This window comes from Sphingopyxis sp. H073 (assembly GCF_001468395.1).
Taxonomy (GTDB): Bacteria; Pseudomonadota; Alphaproteobacteria; order Sphingomonadales; family Sphingomonadaceae; genus Sphingopyxis.
The window spans coordinates 275788-293116 of sequence record NZ_LNSG01000004.1 but is presented as its reverse complement, the minus strand read 5'-3'; the positions used below and the strand labels follow the sequence as shown (position 1 = coordinate 293116).

19 protein-coding genes are annotated in these 17329 nt (G+C 65.7%); 13 read left to right on the top strand and 6 right to left on the bottom strand.

All coding sequences use genetic code 11. The annotated features are described in order from the left end of the window. Positions 1–4: 4 nt before the first annotated feature. From hisG to ATE64_RS09405, 6 genes are all read left to right on the top strand, one after another. Positions 5–661 carry an ATP phosphoribosyltransferase gene (hisG, locus tag ATE64_RS09430; RefSeq protein WP_058454941.1) on the top strand — a complete coding sequence of 219 codons (657 nt, stop codon included), beginning with the start codon at positions 5–7 and terminating at the stop codon, positions 659–661. Beyond that, a complete protein-coding gene (gene hisD, locus ATE64_RS09425; protein WP_058454940.1) occupies positions 648–1940 on the top strand; it encodes a histidinol dehydrogenase in 1293 nt (430 codons plus the stop codon). Before hisG ends, hisD begins: the two co-directional genes overlap by 14 nt. Positions 1941–1947: 7 nt before the next feature. Then, complete coding sequence (nusB, locus tag ATE64_RS09420) at positions 1948–2397, top strand: transcription antitermination factor NusB (RefSeq protein WP_058454977.1); 450 nt, start codon at positions 1948–1950, stop codon at positions 2395–2397. Between the two features lie 83 nt (positions 2398–2480). Further along, a complete protein-coding gene (gene thiL / locus ATE64_RS09415; protein ID WP_058454939.1) occupies positions 2481–3413 on the top strand; it encodes a thiamine-phosphate kinase in 933 nt (310 codons plus the stop codon). A 183-nt stretch (positions 3414–3596) separates the two neighbouring features. Then, on the top strand, positions 3597–5714 hold the full coding sequence (locus ATE64_RS09410; protein ID WP_058454938.1) for a sodium-translocating pyrophosphatase: 2118 nt from the start codon (positions 3597–3599) through the stop codon (positions 5712–5714). A 224-nt stretch (positions 5715–5938) separates the two neighbouring features. Next, positions 5939–6661 carry a hypothetical protein gene (locus ATE64_RS09405; RefSeq protein WP_231729060.1) on the top strand — a complete coding sequence of 241 codons (723 nt, stop codon included), beginning with the start codon at positions 5939–5941 and terminating at the stop codon, positions 6659–6661. A 51-nt stretch (positions 6662–6712) separates the two neighbouring features. Here ATE64_RS09405 and ATE64_RS09400 read toward each other — a convergent pair whose 3' ends face one another. Further along, positions 6713–7531 carry an SDR family NAD(P)-dependent oxidoreductase gene (locus ATE64_RS09400; protein WP_058454936.1) on the bottom strand — a complete coding sequence of 273 codons (819 nt, stop codon included), beginning with the start codon at positions 7529–7531 and terminating at the stop codon, positions 6713–6715. Positions 7532–7845: 314 nt separating this feature from the next. Between ATE64_RS09400 and ATE64_RS09395 the strand changes: the two genes are divergently transcribed. Continuing rightward, positions 7846–8376, top strand: coding sequence for a CarD family transcriptional regulator (locus ATE64_RS09395; protein WP_058454935.1), 531 nt, complete (start codon positions 7846–7848; stop codon positions 8374–8376). A gap of 56 nt (positions 8377–8432) precedes the next feature. Here the strand turns inward: ATE64_RS09395 and truA are convergent, their stop codons facing one another. Beyond that, entirely contained in the window at positions 8433–9173 is a 741-nt protein-coding gene (gene truA, locus ATE64_RS09390; protein WP_058454934.1) for a tRNA pseudouridine(38-40) synthase TruA, read from the bottom strand. Positions 9174–9285: 112 nt separating this feature from the next. Further along, a complete protein-coding gene (gene fmt / locus ATE64_RS09385) occupies positions 9286–10206 on the bottom strand; it encodes a methionyl-tRNA formyltransferase (RefSeq protein ID WP_058454933.1) in 921 nt (306 codons plus the stop codon). A 177-nt stretch (positions 10207–10383) separates the two neighbouring features. Here fmt and recR point away from each other — a divergent pair, with 177 nt between their 5' ends. Next, the gene (gene recR, locus ATE64_RS09380) at positions 10384–10980 is read left to right on the top strand and encodes a recombination mediator RecR (protein WP_058454976.1); all 597 of its coding nucleotides are present in this window, start codon (positions 10384–10386) and stop codon (positions 10978–10980) included. Here recR and ATE64_RS21585 read toward each other — a convergent pair. Then, positions 10977–11384 carry a hypothetical protein gene (locus tag ATE64_RS21585; RefSeq protein WP_156416492.1) on the bottom strand — a complete coding sequence of 136 codons (408 nt, stop codon included), beginning with the start codon at positions 11382–11384 and terminating at the stop codon, positions 10977–10979. The genes recR and ATE64_RS21585 overlap by 4 nt on opposite strands. Before the next feature lie 86 nt (positions 11385–11470). On the opposite strand from ATE64_RS21585, the gene def reads away from it, so the two are divergent. Then, entirely contained in the window at positions 11471–12004 is a 534-nt protein-coding gene (gene def / locus ATE64_RS09370; protein ID WP_058454931.1) for a peptide deformylase, read from the top strand. A gap of 101 nt (positions 12005–12105) precedes the next feature. On the opposite strand, the gene grpE is transcribed toward def, so the two are convergent. Continuing rightward, positions 12106–12657, bottom strand: coding sequence for a nucleotide exchange factor GrpE (gene grpE, locus ATE64_RS09365; RefSeq protein ID WP_058454930.1), 552 nt, complete (start codon positions 12655–12657; stop codon positions 12106–12108). 4 nt (positions 12658–12661) lie between these two features. Further along, on the bottom strand, positions 12662–13705 hold the full coding sequence (gene hrcA, locus ATE64_RS09360) for a heat-inducible transcriptional repressor HrcA (RefSeq protein WP_058454929.1): 1044 nt from the start codon (positions 13703–13705) through the stop codon (positions 12662–12664). Positions 13706–13796: 91 nt separating this feature from the next. Here hrcA and ATE64_RS09355 point away from each other — a divergent pair, with 91 nt between their 5' ends. The 4 genes from ATE64_RS09355 to hemW all read left to right on the top strand — a co-directional run bounded on the left by ATE64_RS09355 (position 13797) and on the right by hemW (position 17308). Continuing rightward, on the top strand, positions 13797–14597 hold the full coding sequence (locus tag ATE64_RS09355; RefSeq protein WP_058454928.1) for a dienelactone hydrolase family protein: 801 nt from the start codon (positions 13797–13799) through the stop codon (positions 14595–14597). 48 nt (positions 14598–14645) lie between these two features. Next, positions 14646–15362 carry a ribonuclease PH gene (gene rph / locus ATE64_RS09350; RefSeq protein WP_058454927.1) on the top strand — a complete coding sequence of 239 codons (717 nt, stop codon included), beginning with the start codon at positions 14646–14648 and terminating at the stop codon, positions 15360–15362. A 96-nt stretch (positions 15363–15458) separates the two neighbouring features. After that, on the top strand, positions 15459–16082 hold the full coding sequence (rdgB, locus tag ATE64_RS09345; RefSeq protein WP_058454926.1) for an RdgB/HAM1 family non-canonical purine NTP pyrophosphatase: 624 nt from the start codon (positions 15459–15461) through the stop codon (positions 16080–16082). 80 nt (positions 16083–16162) lie between these two features. After that, positions 16163–17308 (top strand): radical SAM family heme chaperone HemW, encoded by a 1146-nt coding sequence (gene hemW, locus ATE64_RS09340; RefSeq protein ID WP_082657692.1) that lies wholly within the window; start codon positions 16163–16165, stop codon positions 17306–17308. Positions 17309–17329 lie beyond the last annotated feature (21 nt).

Here is a 17329-nt window from a genome sequence, read left to right as displayed (position 1 = left end):
GCTTATGCCCGAACCGATCATCTTTGCCATCCCCAAGGGGCGCATCCTCGACGAGGCGCTGCCCTTGCTCGCGCGTGTCGGGATCGAGCCGGCAGCGGACTTTTTCGACAAGAGCAGCCGCGCGCTCGTGTTCGGCACGAACCAGCCGCATATCTCGCTGATCCGCGTGCGCGCGTTCGACGTCGCAACCTTCGTCGCGCATGGCGCCGCGCAACTCGGCATCGTCGGGTCGGACGTCGTCGACGAGTTCGACTATTCGGAGCTTTATGCGCCGGTCGACCTTGGCATCGGGCATTGCCGGCTGTCGCTTGCGGGACCCGCAGACAGCGCGCCTCCCGGCATCGGTGAGAGCCACATCCGCGTCGCGACCAAATATCCCGCGACGACGCGCCGCTGGTTCGAGGGGCAGGGGATCCAGGCCGAGTGCATCAAGCTCAATGGCGCGATGGAGATCGCGCCGAAGCTGGGGCTCGCCTCGCACATCGTCGATCTTGTTTCGACCGGACGGACGCTGGTCGAAAACGCCCTCGCCGAGCAGCAGATCATCAGCGAGGTTTCGGCGCGGCTGATCGTCAATCGCGCGGCGTTCAAGCTGCGCTCGGCCGAAGTGCCCGCGCTGGTCGAGAAATTCCGCGAGGCCGTGGGCAATGCGGCGGCTTGACGCGTCCGACCCCGGCTTCGCCGCGGAGTTCGACGCGCTGGTCAATGACCGGCGCGAGAGCGACTCCGATGTTTCGACTGACGTCGCGGCTATCATTGCGCGGGTGAAGGCCGAGGGCGACGTCGCGCTCGCCGACTATACCGCCAGGTTCGATCGCTTCGATCTTGAAACCCGCGGCTGGAGCATTTCGAAGGAGGAATGTGCGGCCGCCTATGACGCGCTTGCTCCCGAGCTGCGCGATGCCCTCGACCTCGCGGCGGCGCGTATCCGCGCCTATCATGCCGCGCAGCTTCCCGAGGATCGCGACTACCGCGATGCGACCGGGGCGCGTTTGGGCGCGCGTTGGAGTGCGGTCGATGCGGCGGGCGTTTATGTCCCCGGCGGGCGTGCGGCTTATCCCTCGTCGGTGCTGATGAACATCTTGCCCGCGAAGGTCGCCGGGGTCGAACGCATCGTGATGATGACGCCGACGCCGGGTGGCGAGACCAATCCGGTCGTGATGGCCGCGGCGCATATCGGCGGGGTCGATGAGATATGGCGCGTCGGCGGGGCGCAGGCGGTTGCGGCGCTTGCCTATGGCACCAGCAGGATCGCGCCCGTGGACGTCGTGACCGGTCCCGGCAACGCCTGGGTCGCCGAGGCGAAACGGCAGGTCTATGGCGTGGTCGGTATCGATATGGTCGCCGGGCCGAGCGAGATCGTCGTCGTGGCCGACAACAAGAACGAACCGCATGTCATTGCCGCCGACCTGCTGAGCCAGGCCGAGCATGATCCGACGAGCCAGTCGATCCTGTTCACCGACGATGGCAATTTCGCCGATGCCGTCGCGGCGGCGGTCGCGCACGTCATTCCGACGCTGAACACAGCATCGACGATGCAGGCGAGCTGGGCCGACAATGGCGCGGTGATCGTAGTGCCGACGCTGGCCGACGCGATCCCGCTCTGCGACCGGCTGGCGCCCGAACATCTCGAACTCGCGGTCGATCCGGCCGAGGCTGATGCGCTCTTCGCCAAGGTGCGCCATGCGGGCTCGGTCTTCCTCGGCCGCCAGACCCCCGAGGCCATCGGCGACTATGTTGCCGGCCCTAACCACGTTCTCCCCACCGGACGCCGCGCGCGCTTTTCGAGCGGGCTGTCGGTCACCGACTTCATGAAGCGCACCAGCTTCCTCGCGCTCGACGAAGCAAGCCTCGCCGCGATCGGCCCCGCTGCCGTCGCGCTCGCGGGTGCCGAGGGGCTTCCCGCGCACGCGCTCAGCGTCCAGAACAGACTGAAGTAGAATGATCATGAACAAACGCGCCCAGTCCCGCTCCGCCGCCCGCCTTGCCGCCGTGCAGGCGCTCTACCAGCACGAGATGGAGGGCACGCCGGTCGCGCAGCTCATCCATGAATTCCACCAGCACCGGATCGGCGCGACGATCGAGGGCGCCGAATATGCCGACGCCGACGTCGCCTTCTTCGACGATATCGTGAAGGGCGCGCTCGCGCGGGCGGAGGAGATCGACGCGGCGATCACCGCCAGACTCGCGAGCGGCTGGACGATGGACCGGCTCGACCGCACGATGAAGGCGATCCTGCGCGCGGGTGCTTATGAACTGCTGGCGCGCGGCGATGTGCCGGTCGGCGCGGTCGTCAGCGAATATGTCGATGTGGCGAAGGCCTTTTTCGACGGGCGCGAGGCGGGATTTGCCAACGGCCTGCTCGATGCGATCGGCAAGGATGTGCGGGCCAAGTAGCTGAAATCCTCCCCATCGCTTCGCGACAGGGAGGATCGTTCGGTATCTTTTATACCGCTACGGTATTCGCTAGGCTTTTCGTAATGAGCGAAGCCGATTTCATTGCTCGCCTGCGTACCATCGCAACCGACCCCGCCGCGCGCGGGCTCGATGACGATGCCGCGCTGCTTGGCGACCTCGTTCTCACGCACGACATGATCGTCGAGGGCGTTCATTTCCTGCCCGACGACGGTCCGCAGGATGTCGCATGGAAGCTGGTCGCGGTGAATCTCTCCGACCTTGCCGCGAAGGGCGCCGCGCCAGTGGGCGTGTTGCTCGGCTACAGCCTGACCGGCGATGAGAACTGGGACGCCGAATTTGTGGCGGGCCTCGAGAGCGTACTCCGCCGCTATGGCGCCGCGCTGCTCGGCGGCGATACGGTTCGCGTGCCCGGCGGCGCTCCACGCAGCTTCAGCCTGACAGCGATCGGCCGCGCGTCGCCCGACGGCGTTCCGGCGCGCAGCGGCGTGCGTCCCGGCGACCAGATCTGGGTCAGCGGTTCGATCGGCAATGCCGGCGTCGGCCTAGCGATGCGGCTGGGCGAGGTCGATCCGAACGAAACGTGCCTTGCGGCCTACCGCCGCCCGCAGCCGCAGCTCACGCTCGGTCAGGCGCTGGTGCGGCACGTCCACGCGATGATGGACGTGTCCGACGGCCTGCTGATCGATGCCGACCGCATGGCGCGCGCCAGCGGGTGCGACATCACGCTGATGCTGGAGGCGGTGCCGTTGTCGGCGGCGTTGCTTGCGGTACGTCCCGATGTGCTCGACACGCGGCTCGCGGCGGCGACCGCGGGCGATGACTACCAGCTGCTGTTCGCGGCCGATCCGGGCGAAGCGGTGGCGATCCGCGAGATCGGTGCAGGGTTGGGAATCGCACTGACGCCGGTGGGCCATGCAGGGGTCGGCGAGGGGCTTACCCTGATTCACAAGGCGCAGCGGATCGTGCTGCCCGAGCGTCTCGGTTTCACACATTAGGCCCGAAACATACGGAAAATTGCCGAAAAACCGGGCTTGCCCTCGGCTTTCTTTCTTCCCATAACTCGCCCGTCCAAATTTGGGGCGGTCGCATCAGGGGAGAGAGCGAGCCGGCATCAATAAGTCGGACGTTCGACTGCTATCCTGCGTTCGCCCTTCTCAATGGGGAAGGAATAGACACGCATGAATCCGGTTTTGATCGCGATAGGGTGTGGCCTGTTGGCCGTGCTCTATGGGTTCATTACCTCGCGGCAGGTGCTCGGCGCCTCGGCGGGTAATGAGAAAATGCAGGAAATCGCCGCCGCCATCCAGGAAGGCGCGAAGGCCTATCTAGGCCGCCAATATCGCACCATCGCCATCGTCGGCGTCGTTGTCGCCGTTCTGGTCGGGTTTTTCCTCGGTCCGATTTCGGCGACGGGTTTCGTCATCGGCGCCGTCCTGTCGGGCGTCGCGGGCTTCGTCGGCATGAATATTTCGGTCAAGTCGAACGTCCGTACCGCCGCCGCGGCGCAGACCGGGCTGCAGGCGGGCCTGACCATGGCGTTCCGCGCCGGCGCGATCACCGGCCTGCTGGTGGCGGGCCTTGCGCTGCTCGCGATCTCGGTCTTCTTCTGGTACCTGATCGGCCCCGGCGGTTACACCGTCGGCGGCGATGACCGCACCGTCGTCGACGCGCTCGTTGCGCTGGCGTTCGGCGCTTCGTTGATCTCGATCTTCGCGCGTCTTGGCGGCGGTATCTTCACCAAGGCCGCCGACGTCGGCGCCGACCTCGTCGGCAAGGTCGAGGCCGGAATTCCCGAGGACGATCCGCGCAACCCCGCGGTGATTGCCGATAACGTCGGCGACAATGTCGGCGACTGCGCCGGCATGGCGGCGGACCTGTTCGAAACCTATGTCGTCACCGTCGGCGCCACCATGGTGCTGATCGCGCTGCTGCTGAAGAGCGCAGGCGACATGCTGCTGCCGCTGATGAGCCTGCCGCTGCTGATGGGCGGCGTCTGCATCATCACCTCGATCATCGGCACCTATTTCGTCCGCCTCGGCGGCGGCAAGAATGTCATGGGCGCGATGTACAAGGGCTTCCTCGTCACCGCGGTTCTGTCGGTCCCCGCGATCTGGTTCTCGACCAGCTATGTGCTGAAGGGCGACATGAATACCGATGTGACGGGCCAGACCTTCAACGGCATGGATCTCTTCCTGTGTTCGCTGCTCGGGCTCGTCATCACCGGCCTGATCATCTGGATCACCGAATATTACACCGGCACCAATTATCGCCCGGTGCGGTCGATCGCCAAGGCGTCGGAAACCGGCCACGGCACCAACGTCATTCAGGGTCTGGCTATCAGCCTCGAATCGACCGCAGCGCCGACGCTCGTCATCTGCGCCGGCATCATCGCTGCGTTCCAGATCGCCGGCATCGTCGGCATCGCGTTCGCCGCGACCGCAATGCTCGCGCTGGCAGGCATGGTCGTTGCGCTCGACGCCTACGGCCCGGTCACCGACAACGCCGGCGGCATCGCCGAAATGGCGGGCCTCGATGATTCGGTTCGTGAAAAGACCGACCTCCTCGACGCTGTGGGCAACACGACGAAGGCCGTGACCAAGGGCTATGCCATCGGTTCGGCGGGTCTGGCGGCGCTGGTGCTGTTCGGTACTTATACGGCCGACATCACCGAATATTCGGCGAAGCTCGGGCTGACCGAGCCGCTGACCTTCTCGCTGTCGTCGCCGTACGTCATCGTCGGTCTGCTGCTCGGCGCGTTGCTGCCGTACCTGTTCGGCGCGTTCGGCATGACCGCCGTCGGCCGCGCGGCGGGCGAGGTCGTCAAGGATGTTCGCGAGCAGTTCAAGAACAATCCCGGCATCATGACCTATGAGAGCAAGCCCGACTATGCGCGCACGGTCGACCTCGTTACCAAGGCGGCGATCAAGGAAATGATCGTCCCGTCGCTGCTGCCGGTGCTCGCGCCGATCGTGGTGTTCCTGGTGATCCGCGGCGTGGCCGGTCCGGCCGCGGCGCTCGAGGCGCTCGGTGCGCTCCTGCTCGGCGTGATCGTCGGCGGGTTGTTTGTCGCCATCTCGATGACCTCGGGCGGCGGCGCTTGGGACAATGCCAAGAAATATATCGAAGACGGCAACCACGGCGGCAAGGGCAGCGAAGCTCACAAGGCTGCGGTCACCGGCGACACCGTGGGCGATCCGTACAAGGATACCGCGGGCCCGGCAGTCAACCCGATGATCAAGATCACCAACATCGTGGCGATCCTGCTCCTCGCGGCGCTGGCGCACGGCGCGGTCTGATCCGCGCCGCCTACGGGCAAAAGAAAGGCCCCGCCGGAGCGATCCGGCGGGGCTTTTTCATGCGAGTTTAGCGACGGCCAACCCGCGCTTGTCAATGGTCGGGCGCGCGCCTATCCCTCCGTGGCCCTTGCCCCGGCGCTCTCACAAGCGCGCACCGTCACCGAAGATATTTTCTGCTGCACCCTGGTCCAGTCACGCCCTACGTCGAACAGCTCAACATCGGGGTGGGGCGCCGCGCGCTCGCCATAAGTCTCGCCGTCCTGATTTCGGCGCTGCTGTTGCTCATGCTGCTTACCTTCGGTTCGGTGGGGAAACCCGACTCCCAAACCGAACGCGTCAGCATGGTGAGCCTTGAGGCCAGCGAGATTGCCGACGAGGCGCCCGAACCGAGCGCCGCGAAGGCCGAGCGGAGCGAGAAGCAGCCCGAGCCGAAGCCGCAGGCCGACGAAACCCCGCCAACCAAGCCCAGCGAACCGCAGCCGCTGCCGGCCGTGCAGCCGGTGCCCGCGCCGCCGAGTCCCGCGCCTGTCGTGCAACAGCCGTCGCCGGCGATTGCCCGCCCCGTCCTTCGTCCTGGCACATATGGGCCGCCCAACACCGGCGGCTCATCCTCGTCGTTCCGCGATTCGGAACGCGTCGGAACGGCGCCCAATGGCGAGCCGCTCTATGCGGCGACCTGGTATCGCCAGCCGAGCGACGACGAGCTGCGCGGCTATCTGTCCACCGCCAGCGGGCCTGGCTGGGGCCTGATCGCTTGCCGCACCGCCCCCGATTACCGCGTCGAAGATTGCGTCGGGCTGGACGAATATCCGACCGGGTCGCAGATCAATCGCGCCGTGCTCGCCGCAGCGTGGCAGTTCAAGGTGCGGCCCCCGCGGCTCGGCGGCAAGCTGCTGGTCGGCAGCTGGGTCCGGATCAGGATCGATTATGTCATGAGGCGACAATAGGATCGGCTGTAGCGCGAGCGCTTGTGGCCCGAACCGGAGGGAACGGCGGGTTCAGGACGCCGACGTAGCCTTCATTTGCTGCGCATAGCCGGCCTGCACCATCGCACTCATCCGGTCGAACAGGGCATCGGGATTGCTACGGCGGAGTTCCGCAACCGCCGTCTCGGCGCCCCCGGCGACGACCAGTTCGCGCGTCCCCGCCTCGACCGCATCGAGGATCTTCTCCGCGGCGAAATCGGGCGAGAGACCGTTCTCTATCGCCGCGTCGCTTTCGCCGCGCATGCTGCCGTCGGCGTTCAGCGCGTTGCGGCTGACATTTGTCGCGACCGATCCCGGTGCGACGACGAGCACCTTCAGCCCGAGATGCTCATTCTCGGCGCGGACGCTGTCGTGATAGCCGATCAGGCCGTGCTTGGCGGCACAATAGGCGCTGCGGAGCGGCACGCCCGCGATGCCCGCGACGCTGGATATGGCGACAATCTGCCCTCCGCCTGCGGCGATCATGCGCGGCAATAGCTGCTGGGTGAGGGCGATCGGCGCGAGCAGGTCGACGTCGACGATCTTCTGATAGACCGCGAAATCGGTATCGACCGCCAGGCTGCGCTGCGAGATGCCGGCATTGTTGACGAGCCCGTCGATCCGTCCGCACCAGTCCCAGGCCTCGTCGACCAAGGTCGGCAGCGCGGCATAGTCGGTCGCTTCGAACGGCAGGATCATCGTTCCCGGGCCGATCTCCCTTGCGACGGCTTCGAGCGCGGCGATATTGCGGCCCGAGAGAATCAGCCGCGCGCCGCGCGCCGCGAGTCCCTTTGCCAGCGCCGCACCGATCCCCGACGACGCCCCGGTGACCCACCACACTTGATCCTGCATATCGACATCCTATCTCATCGTTTCGTTGCAACCTGAAACGGGCCTGGGAGCCCGTCAAGGTGCCAACCCGCGGAATTCCGCGACAGGGGTGGCAATTTTGTTGCGAATCTGTTATAATAAATATCAACGCATCGACAGTTTGCCTCTGCCCGCCGGGTGCAAGGGGAGCTGTGGGCGTCCTGATGGAGCCATATCCCTTGTCACTCTGACTGGCTAGCGCCGCCCAACAACGCCGATCCGCCGCTTCATAAGGCAGGATAGGACCGGCTTTCTGCGCTTCCCAGTCCATCGGCAAGGCCAAGAAAGGAACTTGCATGTCCGCAAACACGCTCGTCTTCGAAGTCGGGGATTATGTTGTTTATCCAAAGCATGGCGTGGGGCGCGTCATCGAACTGCAGAAGTCCGAAATCGCCGGTATGCAGCTGGAACTTTATGTTCTCCGCTTCGAAAAGGAGAAGATGACGCTGCGCGTTCCCACCAACAAGGCCGAAGGCGTTGGTATGCGCAAGCTGTCGTCGGACAAGACGCTGAAGGAAGCGCTTCAGGTGCTGACGACCAAGCCGAAGGTGAAGCGCACCATGTGGTCGCGCCGCGCGCAGGAATATGAAGCCAAGATCAATTCGGGCGACCTCGTGTCGATCGCCGAAGTGACCCGCGACCTGTTCCGCGCCGACGACCAGCCGGAGCAGAGCTATTCGGAACGCCAGATCTTCGAAGCGGCGTCGAGCCGCCTCGCGCGCGAACTCGCCGCGATGGAAGAAAGCGACGAAAAGACCGCGCAGGCGAAGATCCTCCAGATCCTCAACGAACATGCGCCGAAATATTATCTGGAAAAGGCGGTCTGATCCGACCGAACCGGATGAAGCGAAAAGGGCGGTCCTGCGGGGCCGCCCTTTTTGATTCAGGGGTATTTCGCCTCAACGAAGTAGAGGCCATCCGGCGGGGCGTTGAGCCCCAGCGCTTTGCGGTCGGCAGCATCGAGCGCCGCTTTCAGATCGCGCGCCGACCATTTGCCTTCGCCGACCATGCTCAAGCAGCCGACCATCGAGCGCACCTGATGGTGCAGGAAGCTTCGCGCCGCGGTCTCGATGATGATCTCGTCGCCGTGGCGGCTGACGCTGATGCGGTCGAGCGTCTTGACCGGGCTTTCCGCCTGGCAATGCACCGAGCGGAAGGTCGTGAAGTCATGGCGGCCGACCAGCGCCTGCGCCGCGCCGTGCATCGCTCCGGCATCGAGCGGCTTGGCGAACTGCCACGATAGCCCCTTGTCCCACGTCAGGGGCGCACGGCGATTGACGATGCGATACTCATAGGCGCGGCCGATGCACGAAAAGCGCGCGTGCCAGTCGTCGGCAACCTCGGCGCACGCGAGCACCGCGACCGGGGCAGGGCGAAGCTGCGCGTTCAGCGCCTCCATCAGCCGGAAGGGCCGGATCGCCTTTTCGATGTCGACGTGCGCGCGCATCGCGATCGCGTGGACGCCGGCGTCGGTGCGCCCCGCGCCATGCACCGCGGCTTCTTCGCCGGTAATGCGCGTGACGGCCTCTTCGAGCGCTTGCTGGACGCTGGGGCCGTGGCTCTGCCGCTGCCAGCCCATGAAGGGGCGGCCGTCATATTCGATGGTGAGGGCAAATCTTGTCATGAGCGGCCGCTGCGCCCATTCGCGTCAGCCCGGACGTGATGCGGGGTCCGCGGCAGCGCTGAAGTCATGAACCCCGGATCAACTCCTGGGTGACGAAGGGGGACAGGCCGGGTCATGCCAACCGCGTCCCCATCGGGACCGGCCGTCCGCGCAGCAGTTCGGCGGCGTCCATCGCGGGCTTGCCGGCGCGCTGGACACGCATCGCACGGATCGCGCCGGGGTTGCAGGCGATGGTCAGCGCGTCGTCGAGCGTGACGCCCGGCGCCGCGCCCGCGACGGTCTCGGCCGGATGCACCACCTCGGCCGCCAATATCTTGTAGCGCTCGCCGTCGAGTTCGAAGAAAGCCCCCGGCATCGGGTTGAATGCGCGTATCTGTCGCTCGACCTGCACCGCGCTGGTCAGAAAATCGAGCCGCGCCTCGCTCTTGTCGATCTTCGCCGCATAAGTGACGCCCTCGTCGGGCTGCGGCGCGGGCGCGAAGGCGTGGAGGTCGCTCAGGACCTTGACCATCATCAACGCACCCATTTCGGCGAGTTCGTCGGTGAGCAGGCCCGCGGTCTTGCGCGCGACCGGCGTCGTCTCGACCAGCCGCATCGCGCCGGTATCGAGCCCGATATCCATCTGCATGATCGTCACGCCGGTTTCGGCATCGCCCGCGAGAATGGCGCGCTGCACCGGTGCCGCGCCGCGCCAGCGCGGCAGGACCGAGCCATGGACGTTGAGGCAGCCCTCGCGCGGCGCGTCGAGGATCGCCTGCGGCAGGATCAGGCCGTAAGCCGCAACGACCGCGATATCGAGGTCGAGCGCGGTGAATTCGGCCTGCGCTTCCTCGCTGCGCAGGCTCTTGGGCGTGCGGACGGGCAGGTCATGGGCGTCGGCCCAATCATGCACTGCGCTCTGCTGCAATTTCTTGCCGCGCTGCGCCGGGCGCGGCGGCTGCGTGTAGACGGCCGCGATCTCGTGCCCCGCCGCGTGGAGCGCGGCGAGCGTCGGCACCGCAAAGGGCGGCGTTCCCATGAAGGCGATACGCATGGGTGCGGGCTTTGGCGGAGGTTAGTGCGACATTCAAGTCTTGGCGCGGCGTGCCCCTGCGAAGGCAGGGGCCCATCTTCGGCCGGTTCCAACTCGCACCGGCCGGAGATGGGTTCCTGCCTTCGCAGGAACACGGGGAATATTGTGCATATCTTGCGCAGCCACTACCACCCCGCCATGGCCTCCACCGAAATCGAAGCCCTCGTCCAGCAACTCGCCCGGCTCCCCGGCCTCGGCCCGCGGTCGGCGCGGCGTGCGGTGCTGCACCTGATGAAGAAGCGCGAGAGCAGCTTTGCGCCCTTGCTCGCGGCGCTCCAGACGGTGTCCGAGCGCCTCGTCACTTGCGGCATCTGCGGCAATGTCGATACGCAAGATCCGTGCGCGATCTGCGCCGACCCGCGCCGCGATGCGCGCTCGCTGTGCGTCGTCGAGGAGGTGTCCGATCTCTGGGCGCTCGACAAGTCGCGGCTCTTTCCGGGCAAATATCACGTCCTCGGCGGCCGGCTGTCGGCGCTGGAGGGCGTGCGGCCGCAGGATCTCAGCATCGATGCCCTCGTCGCGCGCGTCGCCGCGGGGGGCATCGACGAGGTGGTGCTGGCGATGAACGCGACGCTGGAAGGGCAGACGACCGCGCATTATCTAGCCGAGCGGCTGGAAGGCTATCCGGTAAGGCTGACGCAGCTCGCGCATGGCCTGCCGGTGGGGGGCGAGCTCGATTATCTGGACGAGGGAACGCTGGCGCAGGCGCTGCGGGCGCGACGGCCGGTGGGCTAATCGGATCGGTTGTTTATTATCGTTAGCGTGGATGCGCCGACCGGCTGCCGACCTGTTGGTTCCCACGTCCAGCCGCAATAGATCAGTCCGGCGGCATTGGCGGCATGAAAGGGGCCGGGAATACGCTGACCTAGCCAACTATGAGTTGGCGCAGATGTTTCCCAGCCTTCCAGTCGATCTGCCGCAAAAACGACGCCAAGATCAGAAAGCTGTTTAGAAACTGCTGTGTATATATCCTCGCGATCGACCTGCAGTATGTCGGTGGGTTCGATCTCATCGAAATGGTGGCAAACGGGCTGAGCGGAAGCTGCTCGTTCAGGATCGCCTTGAATTTCATCCAAAGCGGCTTCGCCTGCTTTGAGATGTTCAGCGAGTGTCCAAGTCGGGGTGTCATCGTCCGCCATCCCGTACAGCTTCCCCAACCCAATGCTCGAGTCAACGATACGACCAACCTCTTGACCCCGCGCCTCCGCGATCATACCTCGCACGCATGGCCATCCTACCCATCATAGAGACCCCCGATCCGCGGCTGCGCGTCATTTCGAAGCCCGTCGAGACCTTCGACGCTGAGCTGAAGACGCTGGTCGCCGACATGTTCGAGACGATGTACGACGCGCCCGGCATCGGGCTTGCCGCCATTCAAGTGGGGGTGCCGAAGCGCATCCTCGTCATCGACCTGCAGGAACCCGATCCCGAGGACGAAGAGGGCAAGAAGGTGATCCGCGATCCGCGCGTCTTCATCAACCCCGTCTTCTCCGACGAGAGCGAGGAGCATAGCGTCTATCAGGAAGGCTGCCTGTCGGTCCCCGAGCAATATGCCGATGTGACGCGTCCCGCCGAGGTCACCGTCGACTGGCAGGACGAGGACGGCAAGCCGCACCGCGAGCGCATGACCGGCCTGATGGCGACGTGCATCCAGCACGAGCATGACCATCTGGAGGGCATATTGTTCATCGACCATCTGTCGCGGTTGAAGCGCGAGATGGTGCTGAAGAAATTGGCCAAGCTGCGCAAAGCGGCTTAGCGCCAACATTCGTCACCCCGGACCTGATCCGGGGTCCACAACCGCGATGCAGCAATGGATGCCGGATCAGGTCCGGCATGACGATATCCAGTAAGTCGGGCTTAGTCCGCCTTCTTCGCGACGCCCACCATCGCGGGGCGCAGCAGCCGGTCCTTCATCATATAGCCCGCCTGCATTTCCTGCACGATCGTGCCGGGTTCCTTGTCGCTCGGGATTTCGAGCATCGCCTGATGCTGGTTCGGATCGAGCGGCAGGCCGATCGCGGCGATGCGCGTGATGCCGTTGCGTTCGAACACGCTCAGCAATTCGCGCTCGGTCGCTTCGAGGCCGATGATCAATGGCTTGATCGCCGCATCCTCGCGCTGCTCGGCGGTCAGCGCCGCGAGCGCACGGCCGAGATTGTCGGCGACCGAAAGGATGTCGCGCGCGAATTTGGTCGACGCATAGGCGTGCGCGTCGGCGATTTCCTTGTCCTTGCGGCGCGTCACATTCTGCGTCTCGGCGCGCGCATAGAGCAGGTCCTGCTGCAGCGCGGCGATCTGTTCGGCCAGCTTCGCCGCTTCATCCTGCGGTTCGGCGGCGACGGCTTCGGGGGCTGCGGTTTCTTCGGTCGCGCCGTCGTCGACGGGCGTGTCATTTTCGATATTCGTCATAAACCTATCGTATCAGTCTTGAGAGCGATTGTGCGGTGAAATCCACCATGGGTACGATCCGGGCATAGTTCAAGCGCGTCGGGCCGATAACCCCGACAACGCCGACCACGCGCCCGTCCGAACCGCGATAGGGCGCCGCTATCACGGACGAGCCCGAAAGCGAGAATAATTTATTTTCCGACCCGATGAAAATGCGCGTCGCCGCGCCTTCGCGCGCGCTGTCGAGAAGCTGGGCGATATCCTGCTTGGTTTCGAGTTCGTCGAGCAACTGCCGCACGCGGTCGAGATCGCCGACCGCGCTTTCATCGAGCAGATTGGCTTGCCCGCGCACGATCAGCACCGGCCGGTCGGCGCCGTCGGACGACCAGATCGCGAGCCCGCGGCTGACCAGATCCTGCGCCGCGCGGTCGATCGCAATTCGCTCGGCCTCGATCTCGTGGCGGACGCGCGCCATCGCTTCGGTGAGGGTCAGGCCCGACAAGGTTGCGCTGATATAATTGCCCGCCTCGACCAGCGCCGACGGGTTGAGCCCCGCTGGAATGTCGATCACGCGATTCTCGACCGTCCCGTCGCCCGCGACGAGCACGACGAGCGACTGGCTGGCCGACAGCGGGACGAAGGCGAGCTGCTTCAGCACGCGCTCATGCTTGGGAACGAGAACGAGGCCCGCGCACGCCGACAGCCCGGACAGTGCTGCCGTCGCCTGCGCGAGCGCACTCTCGATCGGGCCGCCCTCGACGAGGCTCGCCTCGATCTGGGCGCGGTCCTCGGGCGAAGGTTCGGCGACCTGCATCATGCCGTCGACGAAGAGGCGCAGCCCCTGTTCGGTCGGCAACCGGCCCGCGCTGGTGTGCGGGCTGGCGAGCAGGCCGAACTCCTCCAGATCCTGCATCACATTGCGGATCGAGGCGGGCGACAGGTTGAGCGTCGCGAGTTTCGACAGCGTCCGCGATCCGACCGGCTGACCCGTTTCCAGATAGGCGTCGACGACCAACCGGAACACATCGCGCGCGCGCGTGGTCAATTCGGTGATGGGCGGAGTGGTCATGGAGTGGATTTAGGGATGGAGGGGGGTGGGGGCAAGCTCTGCTGGTCAGAGCATGGGAGTGGCGTTAGCCTGCCTTGCAGGGGAGAAAAGCATGACCGACCGACCGCTCGACCGCGACGATCCGCTTGACGACTTCCAGCGCCGCACCATCTCGCTGCTCGGCCAAGACCGGCTGGTCTATATAATGGGAAGCGGTCCCGCGGTGATCGTGATGACCGAAATGCCGGGAATCAGCCCGCATGTCGCGCGCTTCGCGCGCTGGGTGCGCGATGCCGGTTTCACCGTCTACATGCCGCATATCTTTGGCAAGGACGGCGCCGTGCCGCGGATGCCCGGCGCGCTGTTTACAATCCTCGGCGGCTGCATCAGCCGCCAGTTCCGGGCCTTCCAGGCGAACGAAAGCTCGCCCGCAACGCGGTGGCTGCGCGCGCTTGCGGGGCTGGCGCACAAGGAATGCGGCGGCAAGGGCGTCGGTGCGATCGGGATGTGCTTCACCGGCAATTTCGCACTGTCGATGATGCTCGAACCCGCGGTGCTCGCGCCGGTGCTGTCGCAGCCCTCGCTGCCGCTGAACGACGCGGCGGGGATGCATATCCACCCCGATGAACTCGTCGCCGTCAAAGCGCGGATGGAAGCCGAGGATCTGACGGTGCTCGCCTACCGTTTCGAAGGCGACAAATTCTGCAAGGCTGCGCGGTTCGAGGCGTTCGAAAATGCGCTCGGCGACCGGTTCATCGGCAAGGTGCTGCCCGACGACGCCGCGAACCCCGACAGCCCGATGAAGAACCCGCACAGCGTCGTCACCATCCACCTGATCGACGAGGCCGGCCAGCCGACCGTGCAGGCGCGCGACGAAATCCTCGATTTCTTCAGGATGCGCTTGAGCGGTTGAGGGTGGCGGCCTAAGGGCCTCCGCAATCGTCAATCGAAAGGATATCCCATGCGCCCCTCCGGCCGCGCGCCCGACCAGATGCGGTCGATCGCCATCGAAACAAATTTCACCATCCACGCCGAGGGCAGCGTCCTTGTCAGCTTCGGCAATACCAAGGTGCTGGTAACCGCCAGCGTCGAGGAAAAGGTTCCGCCGTTCCTGCGCGGCAAGGGGCAGGGCTGGGTCACCGCCGAATATGGCATGCTGCCCCGCGCGACGCACACCCGCGGTAGCCGCGAAGCGGCGAAGGGCAAGCAGTCGGGCCGGACGCAGGAAATCCAGCGACTTATCGGTCGCAGCTTGCGCGCCGTCGTCGACATGGCGAAGCTCGGCGAGCGTCAGATCGTCATCGACTGCGACGTGATCCAGGCCGATGGCGGCACGCGCACCGCCTCGATTTCGGGCGCGTGGGTCGCGCTGCGCCTTGCGGTCGACAAGCTGCTCGAAAGCAAGGCGTTGACCGAGGATCCGATCGAGGACAGCGTCGCGGCGATCTCGTGCGGCATCTACAAGGGCACGCCGGTGCTCGACCTCGACTATGACGAGGATTCGGTCGCCGAAGCCGACGGCAATTTCGTGCTGACCGGCAAGGGCCAGATCGTCGAGGTGCAGGCGAGCGCCGAGGGCGCGACCTACGACGAAGAGGGCCTGCTGCGCCTGCTCCGCCTCGCGCGCATCGGCTGCACCGATATCTTCGCGGCGCAGGCGAAGGCGGCGGGCCGGTAATATTGTTCGTCACCCCGGACTTGATCCGGGGTCCATGCAGCCGAGGCCGGAATGGATGCCGGATCGAGTCCGGCATGACGAAAGAAGGATCTTCGAATGACCCGCAAGCTCACCCCCGGCAAGCTCGTCATCGCGAGCCACAATGCGGGCAAGGTGCGCGAAATCCGCGCGCTGCTCGAACCTTATGGGATCGATCCCGTGTCGGCGGGTGACCTCGGCCTTCCCGAGCCCGAGGAGACGGGGACGACCTTCGCCGAGAATGCGCTGCTGAAGGCGCATGCGAGCGCATCGGCGGCGGGGCTGCCGGCGCTCGCCGACGACAGCGGCCTCGAAGTCGCGGCGCTCGGCGGTCGTCCAGGCGTGTACACCGCCGACTGGGCCGAACGGCAATGGTTCGAAGGCGCGCCGGGCCGCGACTGGTATCTGGCGATGGGCAAGGTCGAAGGCCTGCTCGCCGAGCAGGGGCCGGATGTCGACCGCAGCGCGCGCTTCGTCTGCACCCTCGCGCTGGCATGGCCCGACGGTCATGCGGAGGTGTTCGAGGGCAAGGCTGAGGGCAGTTTGACCTGGCCGCCGCGCGGGACGATGGGTTTCGGTTATGATCCGGTGTTCGTTCCAGCCGGTAACACGCTGACTTTCGCGGAGATCGATCCGGCAGAGAAGCACGCAATCAGTCATCGCGCCGATGCTTTCGCCAAGCTGGTGGCCGGAGCGTTTTGATATCGTCGTCGCCCCGGACCTGATCCGGGACCCATGGATTCCGGCTTTCGCCGGAATGACGAATGGGAGTAAGGCCCCCCATGGCCGAACCGCTCGCCCTTTATGTCCATTGGCCGTTTTGCGTCAGCAAATGCCCCTATTGCGACTTCAACAGCCATGTCCGCGAGAGTGTCGACCAAGAGGTGTGGCGCGCCGCGCTGCTCGCTGACTTGCGGCATGAGGCGGAACTGCTTCCGGGCCGCCCGGTGTCGTCGATCTTCTTCGGCGGGGGTACGCCCAGCCTGATGCCGCCCGAAACCGTTGCAGCAGTCATCGGGGCTGCCGACGATGCGTGGGGTCTGGCGGGCGATTGCGAGATCACGCTGGAGGCGAACCCGAATTCGGTAGAGGTCGCCAATTTCGCTGCGCTCGCATCGGCTGGTGTCAATCGCGTGTCGATCGGCGTGCAAAGCTTCGAGCCGCAAATACTTGAATTTCTTGGGCGCGCGCACAGCGGCGACGAGGCGCGGCGTGCGATTGCCGCGGCGCAGGAGCATTTCGCGCGCGTCAGCTTCGATCTAATCTACGCGCGGCCGGGGCAAACTCTCGCCCAATGGGAAACCGAGTTGAACGACGCGCTGGCGTTCGGAACGGGGCATCTCTCGCTCTACCAGCTCACCATCGAACCCGGCACGCGTTTCGCGACGCTTGCGGCGAAGGGCGACCTCGTCATCCCCGACGGCGATACGGCGGCCGACCTGTTCGACGCGACGCAGGCGATGACGAGCGCTGCGGGGCTCCCGCGCTACGAGGTGTCGAACCATGCGCGGCCCGGTGAGGAGAGTCGGCACAATCTGACATATTGGCGCTATGGCGACTATGCCGGGGTCGGGCCGGGGGCGCACGGGCGGCGCCTCGGCCAGGCGACCGAGCGGCACAAGAAGCCCGAGAATTTTATCGCAGCGGTCGAGCGTAACGGACACGGCCTGAAGGTCGAAACCGACCTGCCCGCGCACGAACGCGCGACCGAGGCGATGCTGATGGGGCTGCGGCTGACCGAGGGGATCGACTTGGCGCGGATTGAGGCGCGCAGCGGGTTGAGGCGCGATGCGTTCGTCGATGAGGGGGCGGTGGCGCGGCTGGCTGGGCAGGGGCTGTTGGTGCAGAAAGGCGACCGGCTTGCGGTCACGGACGATGGCATTCTGCTGCTCGACAGCATCCTTTCCGAGGTCGTGCGGACCGGCTAGGTTCGCGCAAAGCCCGAACGG

Excerpts from the sequence above, each read along its gene's own strand:
- hisG (WP_058454941.1), top strand. The coding sequence starts at position 5 with ATGCCCGAACCGATCATCTTTGCCATCCCCAAGGGGCGCATCCTCGAC.
- hisD (WP_058454940.1), top strand. The coding sequence starts at position 648 with ATGCGGCGGCTTGACGCGTCCGACCCCGGCTTCGCCGCGGAGTTCGAC.
- nusB (WP_058454977.1), top strand. The coding sequence starts at position 1,948 with ATGAACAAACGCGCCCAGTCCCGCTCCGCCGCCCGCCTTGCCGCCGTG.
- thiL (WP_058454939.1), top strand. The coding sequence starts at position 2,481 with ATGAGCGAAGCCGATTTCATTGCTCGCCTGCGTACCATCGCAACCGAC.
- ATE64_RS09410 (WP_058454938.1), top strand. The coding sequence starts at position 3,597 with ATGAATCCGGTTTTGATCGCGATAGGGTGTGGCCTGTTGGCCGTGCTC.
- ATE64_RS09400 (WP_058454936.1), bottom strand. The coding sequence starts at position 7,531 with ATGCAGGATCAAGTGTGGTGGGTCACCGGGGCGTCGTCGGGGATCGGT.
- ATE64_RS09395 (WP_058454935.1), top strand. The coding sequence starts at position 7,846 with ATGTCCGCAAACACGCTCGTCTTCGAAGTCGGGGATTATGTTGTTTAT.
- truA (WP_058454934.1), bottom strand. The coding sequence starts at position 9,173 with ATGACAAGATTTGCCCTCACCATCGAATATGACGGCCGCCCCTTCATG.
- fmt (WP_058454933.1), bottom strand. The coding sequence starts at position 10,206 with ATGCGTATCGCCTTCATGGGAACGCCGCCCTTTGCGGTGCCGACGCTC.
- recR (WP_058454976.1), top strand. The coding sequence starts at position 10,384 with ATGGCCTCCACCGAAATCGAAGCCCTCGTCCAGCAACTCGCCCGGCTC.
- ATE64_RS21585 (WP_156416492.1), bottom strand. The coding sequence starts at position 11,384 with ATGGCGGACGATGACACCCCGACTTGGACACTCGCTGAACATCTCAAA.
- def (WP_058454931.1), top strand. The coding sequence starts at position 11,471 with ATGGCCATCCTACCCATCATAGAGACCCCCGATCCGCGGCTGCGCGTC.
- grpE (WP_058454930.1), bottom strand. The coding sequence starts at position 12,657 with ATGACGAATATCGAAAATGACACGCCCGTCGACGACGGCGCGACCGAA.
- hrcA (WP_058454929.1), bottom strand. The coding sequence starts at position 13,705 with ATGACCACTCCGCCCATCACCGAATTGACCACGCGCGCGCGCGATGTG.
- ATE64_RS09355 (WP_058454928.1), top strand. The coding sequence starts at position 13,797 with ATGACCGACCGACCGCTCGACCGCGACGATCCGCTTGACGACTTCCAG.
- rph (WP_058454927.1), top strand. The coding sequence starts at position 14,646 with ATGCGCCCCTCCGGCCGCGCGCCCGACCAGATGCGGTCGATCGCCATC.
- rdgB (WP_058454926.1), top strand. The coding sequence starts at position 15,459 with ATGACCCGCAAGCTCACCCCCGGCAAGCTCGTCATCGCGAGCCACAAT.
- hemW (WP_082657692.1), top strand. The coding sequence starts at position 16,163 with ATGGCCGAACCGCTCGCCCTTTATGTCCATTGGCCGTTTTGCGTCAGC.